Source organism: Pseudomonas saudimassiliensis, assembly GCF_000939975.1.
Taxonomy (GTDB): domain Bacteria; phylum Pseudomonadota; class Gammaproteobacteria; order Pseudomonadales; family Pseudomonadaceae; genus Halopseudomonas; species Halopseudomonas saudimassiliensis.
In genome coordinates this window covers 124,490-141,078 of record NZ_LK391969.1, presented here as the reverse complement: position 1 = coordinate 141,078, position 16,589 = coordinate 124,490, and the positions used below count along the sequence as shown (strand labels likewise).

Annotated in this window: 19 protein-coding genes and 1 pseudogene; 9 read left to right on the top strand and 11 right to left on the bottom strand. The window is 60.9% G+C overall.

Features of this window, described 5'->3' with window-relative positions; all coding sequences use genetic code 11:
- From rhlB to yaaA, 3 genes are all read left to right on the top strand, one after another.
- Positions 1–1,533, top strand: a complete 1,533-nt coding sequence (rhlB, locus tag VG99_RS00705; protein WP_082049949.1) for an ATP-dependent RNA helicase RhlB — start codon at positions 1–3, stop codon at positions 1,531–1,533.
- A gap of 239 nt (positions 1,534–1,772) precedes the next feature.
- Entirely contained in the window at positions 1,773–3,155 is a 1,383-nt protein-coding gene (locus VG99_RS00700) for a PhoH family protein (protein ID WP_044497732.1), read from the top strand.
- Positions 3,156–3,326: 171 nt separating this feature from the next.
- A complete protein-coding gene (gene yaaA / locus VG99_RS00695; RefSeq protein ID WP_044497731.1) occupies positions 3,327–4,103 on the top strand; it encodes a peroxide stress protein YaaA in 777 nt (258 codons plus the stop codon).
- Positions 4,104–4,135: 32 nt separating this feature from the next.
- Here the strand turns inward: yaaA and VG99_RS00690 are convergent, their stop codons facing one another.
- Positions 4,136–5,011 (bottom strand): alpha/beta fold hydrolase, encoded by an 876-nt coding sequence (locus VG99_RS00690; protein WP_044497729.1) that lies wholly within the window; start codon positions 5,009–5,011, stop codon positions 4,136–4,138.
- Position 5,012: 1 nt separating this feature from the next.
- Positions 5,013–5,786: a class II aldolase/adducin family protein gene (locus VG99_RS00685; protein ID WP_044497727.1), complete on the bottom strand. Its 774-nt coding sequence runs from the start codon at positions 5,784–5,786 to the stop codon at positions 5,013–5,015.
- 115 nt (positions 5,787–5,901) lie between these two features.
- Here VG99_RS00685 and VG99_RS00680 point away from each other — a divergent pair, with 115 nt between their 5' ends.
- Positions 5,902–6,651 (top strand): Crp/Fnr family transcriptional regulator, encoded by a 750-nt coding sequence (locus VG99_RS00680; RefSeq protein ID WP_052508640.1) that lies wholly within the window; start codon positions 5,902–5,904, stop codon positions 6,649–6,651.
- Here the strand turns inward: VG99_RS00680 and VG99_RS00675 are convergent, their stop codons facing one another.
- On the bottom strand, positions 6,652–7,107 hold the full coding sequence (locus VG99_RS00675) for a flavodoxin domain-containing protein (protein WP_044497726.1): 456 nt from the start codon (positions 7,105–7,107) through the stop codon (positions 6,652–6,654). It lies immediately after the preceding gene.
- A gap of 121 nt (positions 7,108–7,228) precedes the next feature.
- Here VG99_RS00675 and folM point away from each other — a divergent pair, with 121 nt between their 5' ends.
- From folM to VG99_RS00650, 5 genes are read left to right on the top strand one after another with little or no spacing between them, the layout of a single operon-like run.
- Positions 7,229–7,930, top strand: a complete 702-nt coding sequence (gene folM, locus VG99_RS00670; protein ID WP_044497725.1) for a dihydromonapterin reductase — start codon at positions 7,229–7,231, stop codon at positions 7,928–7,930.
- Positions 7,931–7,947: 17 nt separating this feature from the next.
- Positions 7,948–8,511: a GTP cyclohydrolase I FolE gene (folE, locus tag VG99_RS00665; RefSeq protein WP_044497724.1), complete on the top strand. Its 564-nt coding sequence runs from the start codon at positions 7,948–7,950 to the stop codon at positions 8,509–8,511.
- A 1-nt stretch (position 8,512) separates the two neighbouring features.
- Positions 8,513–8,887, top strand: a complete 375-nt coding sequence (gene folX, locus VG99_RS00660) for a dihydroneopterin triphosphate 2'-epimerase (protein ID WP_044497722.1) — start codon at positions 8,513–8,515, stop codon at positions 8,885–8,887.
- Positions 8,884–9,219 carry a HopJ type III effector protein gene (locus VG99_RS00655; protein WP_044497720.1) on the top strand — a complete coding sequence of 112 codons (336 nt, stop codon included), beginning with the start codon at positions 8,884–8,886 and terminating at the stop codon, positions 9,217–9,219. The genes folX and VG99_RS00655 overlap by 4 nt, the downstream gene beginning before the upstream one ends.
- Positions 9,220–9,253: 34 nt before the next feature.
- Positions 9,254–9,739, top strand: a complete 486-nt coding sequence (locus VG99_RS00650) for an RDD family protein (RefSeq protein WP_044497718.1) — start codon at positions 9,254–9,256, stop codon at positions 9,737–9,739.
- A gap of 59 nt (positions 9,740–9,798) precedes the next feature.
- On the opposite strand, the gene VG99_RS15415 is transcribed toward VG99_RS00650, so the two are convergent.
- The 8 genes and pseudogenes from VG99_RS15415 to lptF form a co-directional block, all read right to left on the bottom strand.
- Positions 9,799–10,647: a poly(ethylene terephthalate) hydrolase family protein gene (locus VG99_RS15415; protein ID WP_052508639.1), complete on the bottom strand. Its 849-nt coding sequence runs from the start codon at positions 10,645–10,647 to the stop codon at positions 9,799–9,801.
- Positions 10,648–10,862: 215 nt separating this feature from the next.
- Positions 10,863–11,279 carry a lysozyme inhibitor LprI family protein gene (locus VG99_RS15600; RefSeq protein WP_076939703.1) on the bottom strand — a complete coding sequence of 139 codons (417 nt, stop codon included), beginning with the start codon at positions 11,277–11,279 and terminating at the stop codon, positions 10,863–10,865.
- 120 nt (positions 11,280–11,399) lie between these two features.
- Entirely contained in the window at positions 11,400–11,831 is a 432-nt protein-coding gene (locus tag VG99_RS00635; RefSeq protein WP_158023853.1) for a hypothetical protein, read from the bottom strand.
- Between the two features lie 257 nt (positions 11,832–12,088).
- Positions 12,089–12,433, bottom strand: coding sequence for a pesticin C-terminus-like muramidase (locus VG99_RS16265; RefSeq protein ID WP_239419938.1), 345 nt, complete (start codon positions 12,431–12,433; stop codon positions 12,089–12,091).
- A gap of 27 nt (positions 12,434–12,460) precedes the next feature.
- Positions 12,461–13,144, bottom strand: a pseudogene (locus VG99_RS16260) (bacteriophage T4 gp5 trimerisation domain-containing protein); the annotation flags it as partial.
- Positions 13,145–13,495: 351 nt separating this feature from the next.
- On the bottom strand, positions 13,496–14,014 hold the full coding sequence (locus VG99_RS00620) for an Hcp family type VI secretion system effector (RefSeq protein ID WP_044497712.1): 519 nt from the start codon (positions 14,012–14,014) through the stop codon (positions 13,496–13,498).
- 293 nt (positions 14,015–14,307) lie between these two features.
- Positions 14,308–15,369 (bottom strand): LPS export ABC transporter permease LptG, encoded by a 1,062-nt coding sequence (lptG, locus tag VG99_RS00615; protein ID WP_044497710.1) that lies wholly within the window; start codon positions 15,367–15,369, stop codon positions 14,308–14,310.
- The gene (gene lptF / locus VG99_RS00610) at positions 15,356–16,459 is read right to left on the bottom strand and encodes an LPS export ABC transporter permease LptF (RefSeq protein WP_044497709.1); all 1,104 of its coding nucleotides are present in this window, start codon (positions 16,457–16,459) and stop codon (positions 15,356–15,358) included. Before lptF ends, lptG begins: the two co-directional genes overlap by 14 nt.
- Positions 16,460–16,589: the final 130 nt, after the last annotated feature.

Sequence of the window (16,589 nt, the reverse complement as noted above, 5' to 3'; positions counted from 1 at the left end):
GTGCTAAAGGCACTGAAAAAACTGTTCAAGCCGGGCAAGACCCCGGCGCCGCACCACGAAACGCATATCGAGCCGGCGGCCGCGCCGATAGCGCCCGCGGTAGAACGTCCTGCGCCGCCCGCCGCGGCCCAGCCACAACAGCGCGAAGCGCGTCCTAAACGGGCCCGGCAAGCCAAGCCGCGACCGGCACCGGCACCGGCCAAGCCCTGGTCCATCGCTGATTTTGCCGTTGAGCCAGCCGAAGGCAAGACTCGCTTCCATGACTTCCCTCTGCCTGACAGCCTGATGCATGCCATTCAGGATCTGGGCTTTACCTATTGCACCCCGATCCAGGCTGAAGTGCTGGGCAATACCCTGCTCGGCCATGACGCCATCGGCCGCGCCCAGACCGGCACCGGCAAGACCGCCGCGTTCCTGATCTCCACCATCACCCAGCTGCTGGAGACCCCGCCCCCGGACGAACGCTTCATGGGCGAACCCCGGGCGCTGATCATTGCCCCAACCCGGGAACTGGTCATGCAGATCGCCAACGACGCCGAAGGCCTGACCAAGTATTGCGGCCTGAACGTGATGGGCTTTGTCGGCGGCATGGATTACGACAAGCAGCTCAAGCAGCTGGAACGCAAATACTGCGACATCCTGGTCGCCACCCCGGGTCGCCTGCTGGACTTCTGCAATCGTGGCGAGGTGCACCTGGATCTGGTCGAGGTACTGATCCTCGACGAGGCCGACCGCATGCTGGACATGGGCTTCATCCCCCAGGTCCGCCAGATCATCCGCCAGACGCCGCGCAAGGGCGATCGCCAGACCCTGCTGTTCTCCGCCACCTTCAGCGACGACGTGATGAACCTGGCCCAGCAGTGGACCGTGGAGCCGGCCGTGGTGGAAATCGAACCCGAGCGCCCCGCCTCGGAGAACATTACCCAGCAGGTGTATGCCGTCAGCAGCAGCGACAAGTATAAGCTGCTATACAACCTGATCACCCAGTTGGAGCTGGAACGGGTGATGGTCTTTGCCAACCGCAAGGATGAGGTTCGCCGTATCCAGGAGCGCCTGGTACGCGACGGCGTCAATGCCGCCCAGCTGTCCGGCGACGTGCCGCAGAACAAGCGCGTGCGCACGCTGGAGAATTTCCGCGAGGGCAAGCTGCGGGTGCTGGTGGCCACCGATGTGGCAGGCCGCGGCATCCATATCGACGGCATCAGCCACGTGATCAACTACACCCTGCCCGACGATCCGGAAGACTACGTACACCGCATCGGCCGCACGGGCCGGGCCGGTGCCAAGGGGACCTCGATCAGCTTTGCCGGTGAGGATGATGCCTTCCAGCTACCGCCGATCGAGGAGCTGCTGGGCGGCAAGCTCGACTGCATTCCACCGGAAGAGATCTACCTCCAGCCGGTACCCAAGCGCCAGCGCACGGCCGAGGAAAAGGCCGCCAGCGATGCCAACGAAGCGGAACAGGCAGCCGCCGCCGCAGCCAACCGCAAGCGTTCCAGCAACCGCCGTGACGGTCGCCGGGACCGTCGCTGAGCTCCTGCCATAGCCGGGGCGGCACTGCCGCCCCCCGTTCCGATAGTGTCCGGTTACGCATTTCCCTTCCCTGACGCTTGTGGCTGTCACCAAAAGTGGGCTATACCTCAATTAACCGACCGATACCGGGCAGTGATCCATTGATACCGCCGGGTAATGCGAGTCGGCCTGCGGACTGCCAGGTGCGGACCGGCGCTTGATCCAGTCCCGTGATTGCGACCATTGCGAGGTAATAGCCCATGGAAGCGTGCGGAGCGACCCGACACACCTTCTACGTTCTTGATACCAACGTCATCATCCACGACCCCAACGCACTGCTCAATTTCGAAGAACACCACGTCATCATCCCGATGACCGTCCTTGAAGAACTCGACAAGCTCAAATCCGGCAAGACCAGCACCGCAGCCGACTGCCGCCAGGCCATCCGCCTGATCGACCAGACCCTGGCCGACGCACCACCCGACCTGGTGGAGTCCGGCGTCCCCATTCAACGCGGCAAACTGGGGCCCAACGGTACCCTCGCCATCCTGATGGACAAAGCTCCCCTCCCGGCCCACTGCCTGCCCAACGACATCAACGACAACAAGATCATCAACCAGCTGTGCCAGCTGCAGGTGCGTCATCCCGATGACCGTATCGTCCTGGTGTCGAAGGACATCAACATGCGGCTCAAGGCCCGTGCCTGCGGTATCGATGCCGAGGATTACCAGACCGATCAGTTGCTCGACGACATCAATCTGCTGGCTCGCGGTTATCTGCAGATAGAGGGGTCCTTCTGGGACCGCGCCAGCAAGGTCGAAACCCGCCAGCTCACCGGTCAGACGCTGCACGAGGTCCAGCTCATCGATAACCTGCCCGCCCTGCATATCAACGATTTCATCATCGACGAGCAGGGTTTCATCGGGCAGGTCAAAGGGGTCGAGGGTGGTACGCTGCGCTTGCTCGATATGCATCGCGAACCCCTGCTCCACCAGGAGGCCTGGGGGCTGCGGCCGCGGGATGTGTTCCAGGCGCTGGCGCTGCACGCGCTGCTCGATCCCGACATTCACCTGGTCAATCTCACCGGCGCTGCCGGCTCTGGCAAGACCATACTGGCCCTGGCTGCCGCCATCGAGCAGACCATGGTGAGCAAGACCTACCGGCGCATCATTGCCACCCGCAGTACCCAGGGGCTGGATGAGGACATCGGTTTTCTGCCGGGTACCGAGAAGGAGAAAATGGAGCCCTGGCTGGGGGCGATCACCGATAACCTGGAAGCCCTGCATATGGATGACGAGTGCACCCACGGCAGTGTGGAGTACATCCTCGATCGGGTGCCGCTGCAGTTCAAATCCCTGAACTACATCCGCGGCCGCAGCTTCCAGCAGAGCTTCATCCTGATCGACGAGAGCCAGAACCTCACCCCGCACCAGATCAAGACCATCATCACCCGCGCCGGCACCGGCTCGAAGGTGGTTTGCCTGGGCAACCTGGCGCAGATCGACACGCCCTACCTGAACGCCACCAGCTCCGGGCTGACCTACCTTACCGAATGCTTCAAGGACTTCCCCCACGGCGTGCACATCCACCTGCAGGGTGTACCGCGCTCGGTGCTGGCCGAATACGCCGAAACCCACCTCTAGCGAATCAGCTCCGCACGCTCTAGCCCTCTCCCCTCGCGGGAGAGGGCCGGGGAAAGGGGGATAGATGCATCTCCAAACTATCCCCATCAATACCCTCTATCACCCTCATTGCAAGCCATTAAGCGCAGCTTGCGGCATAATACCGAGCAACGAATCGAAGGAGCCCGCATTATGCTGATGGTCATTTCCCCCGCCAAGACCCTGGATTACGAGACAGCCCCGGCCACCGAGCGCCACACCCTGCCACGCTATCTGGATCACAGCCGGGAGCTGATCGACGTGCTCCGGGAACAGTCGCCCCAAGAGATCGCCAAGCTGATGTCCCTGTCGGACAAGCTGGCGGCGCTGAACGTCGCGCGCTACGGCAGCTTCAGCGACACCTTCACCACCGACAACAGCAAACAGGCGCTGCTGGCCTTCAAGGGTGATGTCTACACCGGCATGCAGGCCGAGGATTTCAGCGAGGAGGATTTCGCCTTCGCCCAGCAGCACCTGCGCATGCTGTCGGGCCTGTACGGTATCCTGCGGCCGCTGGACCTGATGCAGCCCTATCGCCTGGAAATGGGCACCAAGCTGGCCAACCCGCGGGGCAAAGACCTTTATGCCTTCTGGGGCAACCACATTACCGAATGGCTGAACCAGGACCTGGCCGAACAGGGCGATGACGTGCTGCTCAACCTCGCCTCGCAGGAATACTTCGGCGCGGTCAAGCCCAAGGCGCTCAAGGGCCGGCTGATCGAAACCGTGTTCAAGGACCAGAAGAACGGCCAGTACAAGATCATCAGCTTCTACGCCAAGAAGGCCCGCGGCCTGATGGCCCGCTATGTGATCAAGGAACGACTGAAGGACCCGGAGGGCCTGAAGGATTTCAATCTCGAGGGCTATTACTTCGACAAGGCCAGCTCCAGCGCGGACAAATTGGTGTTTCTCCGCGAAGAGCAGAAGTAAGACAGCGCCTGACGGGGCAGCCGGGCTGCCTCTTACCCCCGCTGATCGCGAAACGCCAGGTAACCGCTCAGCACCTGCTCCGGGGCCTCCACCTGGGGATAGTGCCCGATGCCCTCCAGCAAGACGGTATCGGGCTCGGCAATCAATTCCCGATACCGGGCCACCATGTGGGCACCGGAAATCGGATCCGCCGCCCCATCGATCACCCGCATCGGCACCGCCGTGCACTGCATGGCCCCGACCCACCGCTCGCGGTGCACCCGCCGCTCGGCCATATAGCGGATCAGCCGGTGCATCACCCCGGGGCCGTCATTGGTTTCGATCATGGTCCAGAAAGCGTCCAGCTCCGCCTCGCTCGGCTGTGTGTGGGCACCGAACACCTTGCCGAAGCTGGCCGCCAACCGCTCGCGGCTGAAACGCCGGCCAATCAGATAGCCGATCGGACTCATCAGGAGCTTCTGCAGCAACACCGGACGGTGGGTTTCCGGAAACAGGCCACCGTTGAGCAAGCACAGGCTGCCGATGCGCCGCTCCCCCTCCATATCCCGCGCCAGCAATTCCTGGGCGACGCTGTCGCCATAGTCATGGGCGAGGATGTGGTAGCGGCCCACACCCAGCTGCGCCAGCAGCGCCTGCTGGATGTCCGCCTGCTCCAGCAGGCTGTAGGCGTGCCCCCGCGGTTTGGCGGAAAAGCCGAAACCCAGCATGTCGCAGGCGATCACCCGGTAGCGCTCGGCGAGCGGCTGCCAGAGGTAATGCCAGTCCCAGGAGCCGGACGGGAAGCCGTGGATCAGCAGCAGGGGTTCGCCCTGCCCCGCCTCCCAATAACGTAGCGTGTGGCCACGAAAGTCGAAGGTCCGCGCCTGGGCGCGCCAATCATCCAGGGGGATGCCCACCAGCCGGTCCATGTCAGACATCGAAACCCGGATTGACCCGCTGCAGCTTGCGCACCAGGGCCGGCCAGGCGATACCGCTGCCCGCCCCCCGGGTTACCTTGCGCATGCTTTCCTTGGCGCCATCGAGGATGGTCTGCGGGATGGTCAGCAACTCGCTACCGCCAGCCTGCGCAGCCACCTGGATCTCGCAGCAGCGCTGCAGGGTATACATGGTGAGGAAGGCATCGGAGACGGTCTTGCCGCAGGTCAGCAGGCCGTGGTTGCGCAGCACCAGATTATTGGCGTAGCCCAGATCGGCCTGCAGCCGCACTTTCTCCTCCTCGTTCAGCGCGACGCCTTCGTAGTCGTGGTAGGCCAGGCTGCACAGCACGAACAGCGCCTGCTGGGAAATCGGCAGAATGCCGTCCTTCTGGCAGGAAACACCCACCCCGGCCGGCGTGTGGGTATGCAATACACACCCAGCGTCATGGCGCACCTCATGGATAGCGCTGTGGATGGTGAAGCCGGCGGGATTGATCTCGTAGGGCGAGTCCATGACCTTGTTGCCCTGCAGGTCGATCTTGACCAGATTGGAAGCGGTCATCTCCTCGAACATCAAGCCATAGGGGTTGATCAGGAAATGCTCGGTACCCGGGATCTTCGCTGACACGTGGGTGAACACCACATCATCCCAGCCGTACATGGCAATCAGGCGGTAACAGGCAGCCAGATCAAGCCGGGTCTGCCATTCTTCCGGGCTCACCTGGCCCTGGATATCGATGGCGGGCAGCGACTGTAGTGCATTCATGGGGGTGATCCTCTTGTATGTGGGGACTTGCGGGGGCGCCAAGGGCCGGACAATTGGGCATACTATCCGCAGGCGGCGGCGACCCTGGCCGGCATTCTTCAGGAGAGTCTAGAACGTGGCAGCAGACAGCACTGTCAACCAGGTTACAGTGTCAACGGACGACGGCGACCGGCATGTGGCGCTACTGCAGCGCAATCGCTGGTTCCGCGACCTGCCGGCGGACTGTATCAGCGAGATGGTGGCGCTGGCCCGGCTGCGGCGGCTGGAAGACGGGCAACGCTTGCATGCCCGGGGGGACCTGCCGGATGGGCTTTATGGCATCAGCAAGGGTGCCATGCGCATCAGCAATACCGGTGCCGATGGCCGCGAAGCCCTGCTGACGGTGCTGAGCCCCGGCAACTGGTTTGGCGAGATTTCGCTGTTTGATGGCCTACCGCGCACCCACGACGCCCACGCGATGGGGCCAACCGAGGTGCTGCTGATTCCGCGCAGCGGATTTCAGCAGTTGCTGGAACGCCGCCCGGAACTCTATCCCCATTTCATGCGGCTGTTGTGCCGGCGCCTGCGCCTGTCCTTCGACATGATGGAAGACAGCGCCCTGCTGCCTTTACCAGCGCGATTGGCCAAGCGCCTGCTGATGCACGGCCAATACTACGGCGATGTGGAACAGGGCAACGGCCGGCTGACGATCCAGCTATCCCAGGAAATGCTCGGGCTGATGCTCAACAGCTCGCGCCAGAGCATCAACAAGCTGTTGAAGAAACTCGAGCAGGCGGGTTGGATCAGCATCCACTACAGCCAGATCACCATCCTCGATGATCAGGCCCTGGCCCGCCTGGCGGCCGGGACCGAGAGCCTCTCCTGATCAACCGTTCTGCAGCAGCCCGATAAACTCGTCGAGCCAGGGCTCGGCATCCACCTCTGGGGTGACCGTTTCGCTGGCGTCCAGCCGCAGCATGGGCAGGGCTTCGCGCGCCTGCAGCTCCAGCAGCAGCTCGCGGAGCTGCTCGCCGCCCTGGCAGAAGGTGTCGCCATAGGACGAATCGCCCAGGCCGATGACGCCGAAGGGGATGCCGGTCAGCAGCGGGAAACGCGTCTGCAACTCGCTGTAGAACGGCATAATGGCGTCTGGCAGCTCGCCCATTCCGGTCGTGGAGCAACACACCAGAATGGCCTGCGCATCCGCCGCCAGCAGCGCATCAACCGAGGCTGGCTTGATGCGGCTGACCTGCAGCCCCGCCGCCGCGCAGCGCTCCGCTGCCTCATCCGCGAGAAAATCGGCGGTGCCGAACACCGAACCACTGAGTATTGCCAGACGCATCTCTGCCCCCTTGAAAGATAAACCGGGCGCATAGTATGCCCGAATCGACCTCCCGCTGCCGGACCCAGCCGGGCAGACATGTTAAGATACGGCCTTCGATCGACCACCAGACCCGGCCCCCATGACCAATCAGCAGACCATTCTGATTACCGGAGCAGCCCAGCGTGTGGGGCTGCATTGCGCCCAGCGGCTGGCGGCCGACGGATTCCGGGTGATCATCACCTGCCGCCGGCCACGCCCGCAGTGGCAGGATGCGCCGCCGGACAATATCGAAGTGCTGCTCGCCGACTTCTCCACCGAAGCGGGCATCCAGGCGCTGATCGACACCCTGGTCAGCCGGCGGATCCAGCTGCGCGCGTTGATCCACAACGCCTCGGAGTGGATGGATGATGAGAACCAGGCCGACGCTTTCCAGCGGATGTTCATGGTGCATATGCAGGCGCCCTATCTGTTGAACCTGGCCTGCGCCGAGCTGTTCGATCCCGCGATGACCGGCGACATCATCCATATCAGCGATCACGTCGCCCAGCGCGGCAGCGCCCGGCACATTGCCTACAGCGCCACCAAGGCCGGACTGGAAAGCCTCAGCCGCTCCTTCGCCGCCCGTTTCGCACCGCACATCAAGGTCAATGCCATCGCGCCGGCGCTGATCATGTTCAATGAGGGCGATACCGAAGCGTACCGGGAGAAGGCGCTGGCGAAATCGGCGCTGGGCATCGAACCCGGCCCGGATGTGGTGTACCAGTCCATCCGTTATCTGCTGGACAACCCCTACGTAACCGGTACCTGCCTGGATCTGAACGGCGGCAGGAACCTGAAGTGAATCCACGAGAGAACCCCATGAGCCTTGAAAAACTGACCAGCAACTATCACGACATCCTGAGCAATCTGGGTGAAGATCCCCAACGTGAAGGGCTCAAGGGCACTCCCCTGCGCGCCGCCAAGGCCATGCAGTTTCTCTGCCGTGGATACGATCAGTCGCTGGAAGACATCGTCAACGGCGCCCTGTTCGAGTCGTCCAGCGACGAGATGGTGATCGTCAAGAACATCGAACTCTATTCCCTCTGCGAACACCATATGCTGCCCTTCATCGGCAAGGCCCACGTAGCCTACATGCCCGATGGCAAGGTCATTGGCCTGTCCAAGGTAGCGCGCATCGTCGACATGTTCGCCCGCCGCCTGCAGATCCAGGAAAGCCTGACCCGGCAGATCGCCGAGGCGGTGCAATCGGTGACCGGCGCCAAGGGTGTGGCCGTGGTCATTGAGGCGCGGCACATGTGCATGATGATGCGCGGCGTGGAGAAGCAGAACTCCTCGATGATGACCTCGGTGATGCTGGGCAGCTTCCGCGAGTCGTTCAATACCCGCCAGGAATTCCTGCAACTGATCGGCCGGAGCAACTGACATGGAACGGTTAGAGCCCGGTCTGGCGCGTATCCGGATCAAGGATCTGCGCCTGCGTACCTTTATCGGCATCAAGGAAGAGGAGATCAACAACCGCCAGGACGTGCTGATCAACGTCCGCATCCTCTACCCGGCGGACAGCGCCGTGACCGAGAACGAGATTGACCACGCGTTGAACTACCGCACCATCACCAAGGCGCTGATCAGCCACGTGGAAAACAACCGCTTCGCCCTGCTCGAGCGGCTCACCCAGGAGCTGCTGGATATCGTCATGCAGCATGAGCAGGTGCGCTACGCCGAGATCGAGGTCGACAAGCCCCATGCCCTACGGTATGCCGAGTCGGTGTCCATCACCTTGAGTGCCGAACGCCCATGACCATCGAGCAATTCAAAGCCCGCCTGGGCTCGCCCGACCACCGCTTTGCCGATACCCTGGCGTTTATCGACCGGCACTACCACTACCAGCCCAGCGCCTTCCGCAACGGGCCGGTAAGCAATAGCGCGGAGCAGAACCAGGGCTCCTGCAAGGTGCTGGCCCTGGCGCTGGACCAAGGCCTGACCGACCAGCAGACCCTGCACTGCTTCGCCGAACATTACCAGGCCGTCCTGGCCGACCCTGAAGGCAGCGATCACGCCAACATCCGCGCCCTGCTGCAACAGGGTCTGGCTGGCGTAGTGTTTGAACATTCGCCCCTGACCCGGCGCTGAACGATCTCGGCAACCTGACACAGACGGAGTCCGCATGGCGGTCAAGCAACTGTTACCCACCGGGGATTTCCCCGCTCCCGGCCTGTTCCGCCGCCTGGCCAGCAACTTCTACGACCTGCTGTTGGTGTTGGCACTGTTGATGGTGCTCATCCTGGTGTACCAGCAGGGTATCCTGCGTATGGTCTACGGTAGCGAAGCCTTGCAGGCGATGTCCGACGCCGGCGCGCTGGACCGCGATCCGGTGCTGACCATCCTGATGATCGTCTTCATCTACGGTTTCTTCGGCCTGTTCTGGACCTTGCGTGGCCAGACCCTGGGTGCCCAGGCCTGGCGCGTGCGCGTGCAGCAGCCCGATGGCCGCTCCATCACCTGGCAACAGGCAATCAACCGGGTCACGGTCGGATTGATCTCCTGGCTCTGTGGCGGGCTGGGTATCTGGTGGGCGTTGTGGGACAAGCAATCGCGCACCTGGCCGGATATCGCTTCCGGCACCCGGACGGTGGCGTTGCCCAAGAGGTGATCCAGACCAAGGGATGGGAGCGCGCATCAGGCGCCATGGCTGCGCCGCTCCCATCGACATTACCAGTTCTTGTACTGCGTCTCGTAGCCGCTACCACAGAAATCGCAGCTCGGATCGATGAACATCGTCCGCCGCTCGGTCTCACCTGCCAGCTGCCAACGCAGCCAGCCCACAATCACCGCCAGGCCATCGCGCGCGGTGCTGGTGTGGCTGGCATCATCAATCACCGTGAACCAGACCGGCGTGCGGGCGTTGCGATAGTCCCGCTCACAGTTGGGCGTCGCAGTACGGTCATCCTCACCGCAGATAAACGCCGCCGGGCGCCGCAGATTGTCTGGTCCGCGACCGTCGAAAGAGCCGCCAGCCACATGGATGGTTGTGGTCAGGCGCGCATCGCTGGCATTGGCGAAGGTGGCAACCGAACCGCGGGAATGACCGCCCGCCCCAATCTTGCTGGTATCCAGCTTCTGGTAGTAAGGGCTACGGGAGCTGCTGTTCTGCTCGATCAGCCAGTCGATTGCCTCGCCCATCTCATCGCCCGAGTTCGACGACACCTCGGAATACACCACGAAACCGTGGGAAGCGATGCGCCGCAGATGGTCCTCGTAGTCGCTGGGCCGACTGGCCGCACCCGGCCCCCAGATGAAGATGGGATGCGCAACGCCGTTCGCTCCCAAGGTCGTCGGACGTGCCACCCAGCCGGCACGCGAGGGACCCGTGCGGGTATCGATAATAACGGCATAGGGGCCGTCAGCGTCCACGCGGGACACCGGCGGCAGCGGATTGCCGCCAGGCGGCGGCTCTTCGGGGTCAGTAGGCGGGTTGACGGCCATAGCGGCCTGAAGTGGCAGCAAACCAAGAAAAATCCCGAGCAGCAGGGCTTTTCTTGTCATTTGGATAAAGGACATATCGTCCTCCTTCTTGTTAGGGATAGGGATGACTCGGGCGCCCTACCGCATCACCAGGAGGCAGTGCGGCCAGAGAAATATAGAAGTCCCAAAAAGAAGCACTAATCAGAAATAGTCGATTTGAGATACAAATCACTATTTTGTATCGAAACCACACTTTTGGGTTAGGGGATGAGCACGGGTAGCGAGCTGATTCTGGAGCAACCTTAGGTGGGTCACAAAGCGAGCAGGTTATTTAGGTACGAAACTCTCTGTTCATACCGTCTCGTAGAGCAGGAAAAGAAAGCAGCCCGATAGGCTTGAGTGCCCTTTTCAATCTCGAAGGCCTCGAGATCGCAATCTGCTTTGACAGATTCTGCCCAGTATCGCTGAGCGTGTTCCACGTCTTCCAGCAGCTGCGCCCCCAGGTCTGGATCTGCAGCATATGTTTTATTTATTCTTTCCCGCAATAAATCGAGCGACTCCTCCATTTGCCCTCGCGCAGTCTTCCAGCCCGATTTTGCACAAGCCAGCACCGGTAAACTGTGCGTTATATTTTCACATGGGTCGATTGCCGTTTGGGCAGCTGTCAACTGGCTGACCAAGACGATAACCATGGCGACCAAGAGACGTTGTGGCTTTATATTTCTCATCTCTAATAAACCGTGCGACTTCGCTGGCGTTTTTTACCGGGATCACCAAGAGCGCTGAATCAGCACGGTTTAGAAGCAGCAGCAAACCTGGGAAAAATCCAATTAGCAGGGGCTTTTCCGTCAGTCGGATAACATTTCAGGAGCAGTGCATTGGAGATTGCCGATTCGGTTACCTAGTGGTATGGCGCAATCCTGGATGTACTCGCCCGGGCTGGTTTTGTCAAAAAAAGTAAATTGGAACAGCAACGCCTCGTCGGTAAAACTTAACGCTCCGAATGAAGCATAGGCGTAATCGTGTTCGAGATTCTTCCCATTCATTTCACAGATTTCTTTTTTCTCGACCACCGCCCAGTCTTCCGCCGGAGCTATCAACTCCAGTTTCAGACAGGGATACGGGGACTCGGCGTTGTGTCTTGTAAATCGGAAAAGGTGTTCACTGATTCTTTTCGTCCCGATTTCCATTACGTAGCCGGGGATATCGCCGCCTGCGGCTACGCAAGATACTGAGTAAAGGCAGAAAAATGTAGCGGCTAACCATGATCGTGCTCGCATGATCAATCCTCTAAGAAGGCTGCGTGCTTCGAAAATCGATCCGCAGGAAAGTCTGCGGGCCAGACAGAACGATCAGTGATCACCTGTCTGAACTTGTCGAGGTCATTGTTCGCGACGTGAACCTGAATTTTTTGGCGCATGCGAGGCGTGTAATCACCTCTGAATCTGAGATCCACCAACATCTCCTTGATTTTTGGATTTAGATTTTCCCAATCGGTGCCGCCGTAAGCTTCAACCACGTCTTTTTTGTTGGATATTCACTTAACATCATTTTCCATGCGCTCATACGCCAGCAGGAAAAGCTCTTGCTGCTGCTTCCGCGTTATTTGATGGCGCCGGATCTCTGGACTGGCATTCTGCAAATAATCCCGAGCAGCGTTTCGCGTCAGGCCTTGCGCTCCCTCTAACCATGAAAGCAGGGGCTCTGTGATGCCAACACTTTCCAAATCGCTTTTCACGTTAGATTGATGGCCAATATCATATCCTCTGCCGATAGTTATCCCCGACGCTCCTAACCGGGGCCAATGAGCAACTCGACTGAAATATATCGAACTTTCATCATCATTACCTTCAACGTCGAAGGTGAGCTGCCCCTTCGGCACTTGTAGCCACTTTAAATCGTTCTCAACGTTGGGTTGTGCCTGTTCCAATAAGTTGCCGCGTTGATCGTCATCGCCTGTATCCGATATCTCCGGCAATTTGATTCCGATATTCGAGCCATTTCCCGGACTACCACCCGAATTCAACCGTACCTGCGGACCCAGCAGGGTTACACCGCTGGGGTCGATCTTGATGAAACTGCCGCCGGCTTTGAGGGTGATTTCCATGCCGGCTTCGATGACCATTTTCTGGCCGGCCTTCAGATGGATTTCGCGGCCGGCGGCCAGGAGCTGGGCGGCACCCAGCTTGACGTGCTGGTTGCCCGCGATGGTCAGGTGGTCATCGGCCTTGAGCTCGGTTTTACGGTCGGCATGGGTGGTGTGGTGCTCTTCGGCCAGCAGCTCGGTGTAGCTGTTGGCCTCGACGCGGTCGTGGCGCTCGTGACCGACACGCACATGCTGGTCGTGCTGGATGTTCTGGTCCCAGTCGCGTTGGGCGTGGATGAAGATCTGTTCTTCACCGGCCTTGTCTTCGATGCGCAGTTCGTTGAAGCCCTCGCCGCCGGGGCTGCTGAGGGTCTTGAAGACGCTTCTTGTCTTGTGTTCTGGCAGGGGGTACGGGACTTGATGCGTCTTGTGGTAGAGGCAGCCGGTGACGAGCGGTTGGTCTGGGTCACCTTCGAGGAAGCTGACCAGTACCTCCATGCCGACCCGTGCACGCCCTTGTCGGGCCCGGCATAAGAAAGAAACGCCGGCTGATGCAGCAGCCCTTCGATATCCAGGTCCGGCCGTTCGCTCACCAGGTCCAGTTCGAAGCAGTAGGGCTGGCTGATGGCTTCGGTACCCTGGAAGGCCAGCACCTTGAAGTCGTGGTCCAGGTGGGGCATGGCGAGGGTGAAATGGGCGGTATTGGCCGGGGCGAACATCCTGTGTTCCTTCTTGGAATCTCTGGAAAACCCTTACACAGCCACGCTGGTGACGCGCTACGTTTTCCGGAAGCTCCTTGCATGTCATGGAAAAGCCTGCGACCGGAACACCGGCCGCAGGCATCGATCACTGCGCGGCTCAGGCAGAGATCGGGGTACGCCAGTCATCGGAGCCGGAAGTACCGGATACTTCGTGGGTCCAGACGATCTTGCGGTAGGTGAAGTAGACATCTTCCAGGTGTGTGAAATGCGACAGGTTCGGGTCCTGGCAGTTGGGCATGCGCGACTGGACGTCGACGATGATGGCGTCGTGCAGCTCGATGGTGAAGTAGTGCTCCTGGGTGCCGGTAGCGGAGGTGCGGTACCACTCCAGGCGGCACTTGTTCAGACGCTCGCCGGAAGTCAGCGAATTGAAGATCAGCGGCGACGACTTGTCGAACACCTTGGTGATCATCAGCGGCTTGTGCACGCGCTGACCGGTCGGCTGGCCGGATTGCGGATCGCGGGGAATGATGACCTGATGATCGAAGGCCTGAACCAGGATCTGGTCTTCATGACCTTCCTGGAAGATGTTGCCGACGGAATCTTCGGTAAAGGTGCCGGCGGTGATGAGGCCTTGCTTGGTGCCTTCGATGGTCAGATACGCTGGTGTTGGCATGTTGCTCTCCTTGCCTGGATTGAGTGGATCATGGCGATCCGGGAACCAGTCGTATTACAAGAGCCATGCCAATATAAAAAAGCACATCTGAATCAAACACTTACCCTGCCACGCTATTCGCGACACGCAAGGGCTGTGAACCAACGCACAAGGAAATGCGCAATAAGTTGCGCAGTGCTGTGCAACTTGTTGCCCAGGGGGCTGGAGGCGCAAGCAAACCGCGCCCTCAACACCTTACTCACAAATTTATCCACAAGCCGCTGCGCCATAATTGGCGCAGCCGCCAAGTGGGTTCAACCGGCGCGCCGCATCAGCAAACCGCCCATGACCAGCAGAATCAGGATGGGGAGCAGCACCGCAATCAGGGGCGAGAACCCGAACACCAGACTGGAGGGCCCCAGCAGGTCCTGCAGAATGCGGAAGCTGAACCCGACCAACACGCCAGTGAACACCCGTTGCCCCAGGGTAACCGAGCGCAGCGGACCAAAAATGAAGGAGATGGCAACAAATACCAGCGCAGCGGTGGTCAGCGGTTGCAGCAACTTCTTCCAGAACGCCAACCAATACTGGCTGTTATTCAGCCCCTGCTCGGCGAGGTAATTCTGATAATGCCAGATGCCGGTCAACGGCAGTACGTCTGGATCAAGCAGCACGACCCGCAGCAGCCGTGGCGACAGGCCTACATCCCAGCGCTGCTGCGCGTGCTGTTCGACCCGGCTGGTGCCGTCCGGCTCGAACAGCGTGGTCGCCACATCTTCAAGTAACCAATCCTCGCCCTGCACGCTCGCCCGATGCGCGAAACTGGTCTCGATCAGTTCTCGCTGATCATCGAAACGGTAGCGGGTGATGCCATGCAGCACGCCGTTGGGCTGCACCGCGTTGATATGGATGAAGTCGTCGCCTTCCCGGTGCCAGAGCCCCTTGGACTTGACCGCTTCGCCGCTGCCTATCGCCAGTGCCCGGCGGCTTTCCGCCAGGTTTTCACTATAAGGGGCAGCGTATTCCCCAAGCAGTACCCCGGCGACCATCAGTGCCAGCAGGGGCTTGAGCACGGCGCCCATGATGCGGGCGATGGATACCCCCGAGGCGCGCATCACCGTCAGTTCCGAGTTGCTTGCCAGCGTGCCCAGGCCAATCAGGCAGCCGACCAGTGCGGCCATCGGAAGCAGCTCGTAGAGACGCCGCGGGGTGGTCAGGAGGATATAGGTCAGCGCCTCGACAGCGCCGTAGCCGCCTTCCAGGTCTTCGAGTTCACTGATATAGGCGAACAAGAGGTCGAGACCCACCACGATCACCGCCACTGTCAGCACGCTGAGGAAGACGGTCTTGCCGATATGGCGATCAAGCAGCCGCATGCCGGCCTCCTGCAGGTGCACTGGGCGCAGTCAGCACGCGGAAGTTGAGGAGCACACCGATCGTCAGAAACACCCCATGAACCCACCAGAGCCCCAGCGCTGCCGGCGTCTTGCCCGCCTCCATCCAGCCGCGGGCGCTGACCAGCATGGCCAGATAAGCCATGTACAGAATGATCGCGGGCAGGAGCTTGAGGAAGCGCCCCTGCCGGGGATTGACCCGCGCCAGCGGCACCGCGAAGAACGCCACTATGGGCACCAGTAGCGGGATCGCCAGTCGCCACTGCAACTCGGCCCGGTTGCGCAGATCTGGGCTGCCAAGCAGGTCCGTGGAGGCCATCGCCTCGCGATCAGTCACTTCGGTCACGACTTCGGGCTTGGGCAGGAGCACACCGTAGGTATCGTACTGAATGGTACGGAAATCCGCCGAGCCGGGGCGACCGTCGTAGCGATAGCCGTTTTGCAGAACCAGATAACGACTGCCGTCCGTGTTCATCTGCTGTCGCCCGCTCTCGGCCACCAACACGCCGACACTGGCGTCCTCGCCCGAGCCAGTGCTTTCCGCAATGAAGATGGTTTCCAGCTCGGTACGGTCATCCGACAGTCCGCCGGCATAGGTCACGCGCAGGCCGCTACCCAGCGACTGGAAGCGTCCGGCCGCCAGGGTATCGAACTCGGTCATGGCATCCTGCTCGTTGAACAGCTGCTGGGTCTTGAGCACGCCGGCCGGCGCCACCCATAGGCTGAGCCAGGCGACCAGCAGCGCCACTAACAGGGCCGGCCCCTGGGTGTAGGCGAGGATCTTGCGGTCACTGACCCCGGTGGCCGATAGCACCGCCATTTCGCTGTCCAGGTACATGCGACCGTGGGCCAGCAGGATGCCGAGGAACATGCCCAGCGGCAGGATGAGTACCACGAAGCCTGGCAGGCGATACCCCATGATGGTGAACAGCACGCCGGGGTCCAGCTGCCCCGCCGCCGCCTGGGCCAGGTACTTGATGAAGCGGCCGCTCATGATGATCAGCAGCAGCACGCCGCTGACGGCTGCAAGCGTGGTCAGCACCTCGCGGCTGAGGTATCGGAATACGATCACATTGGTTTCCTTGAATCCGGGGGCTTTAAGGGCTCTCGGGAATAGGCCAGAATGCAGCTACAGCCTGACTGAATGCAGCTGCCTGACCCGAGCCGGCACTATGTCGGCCATAATTGGGCTGCATTATCGG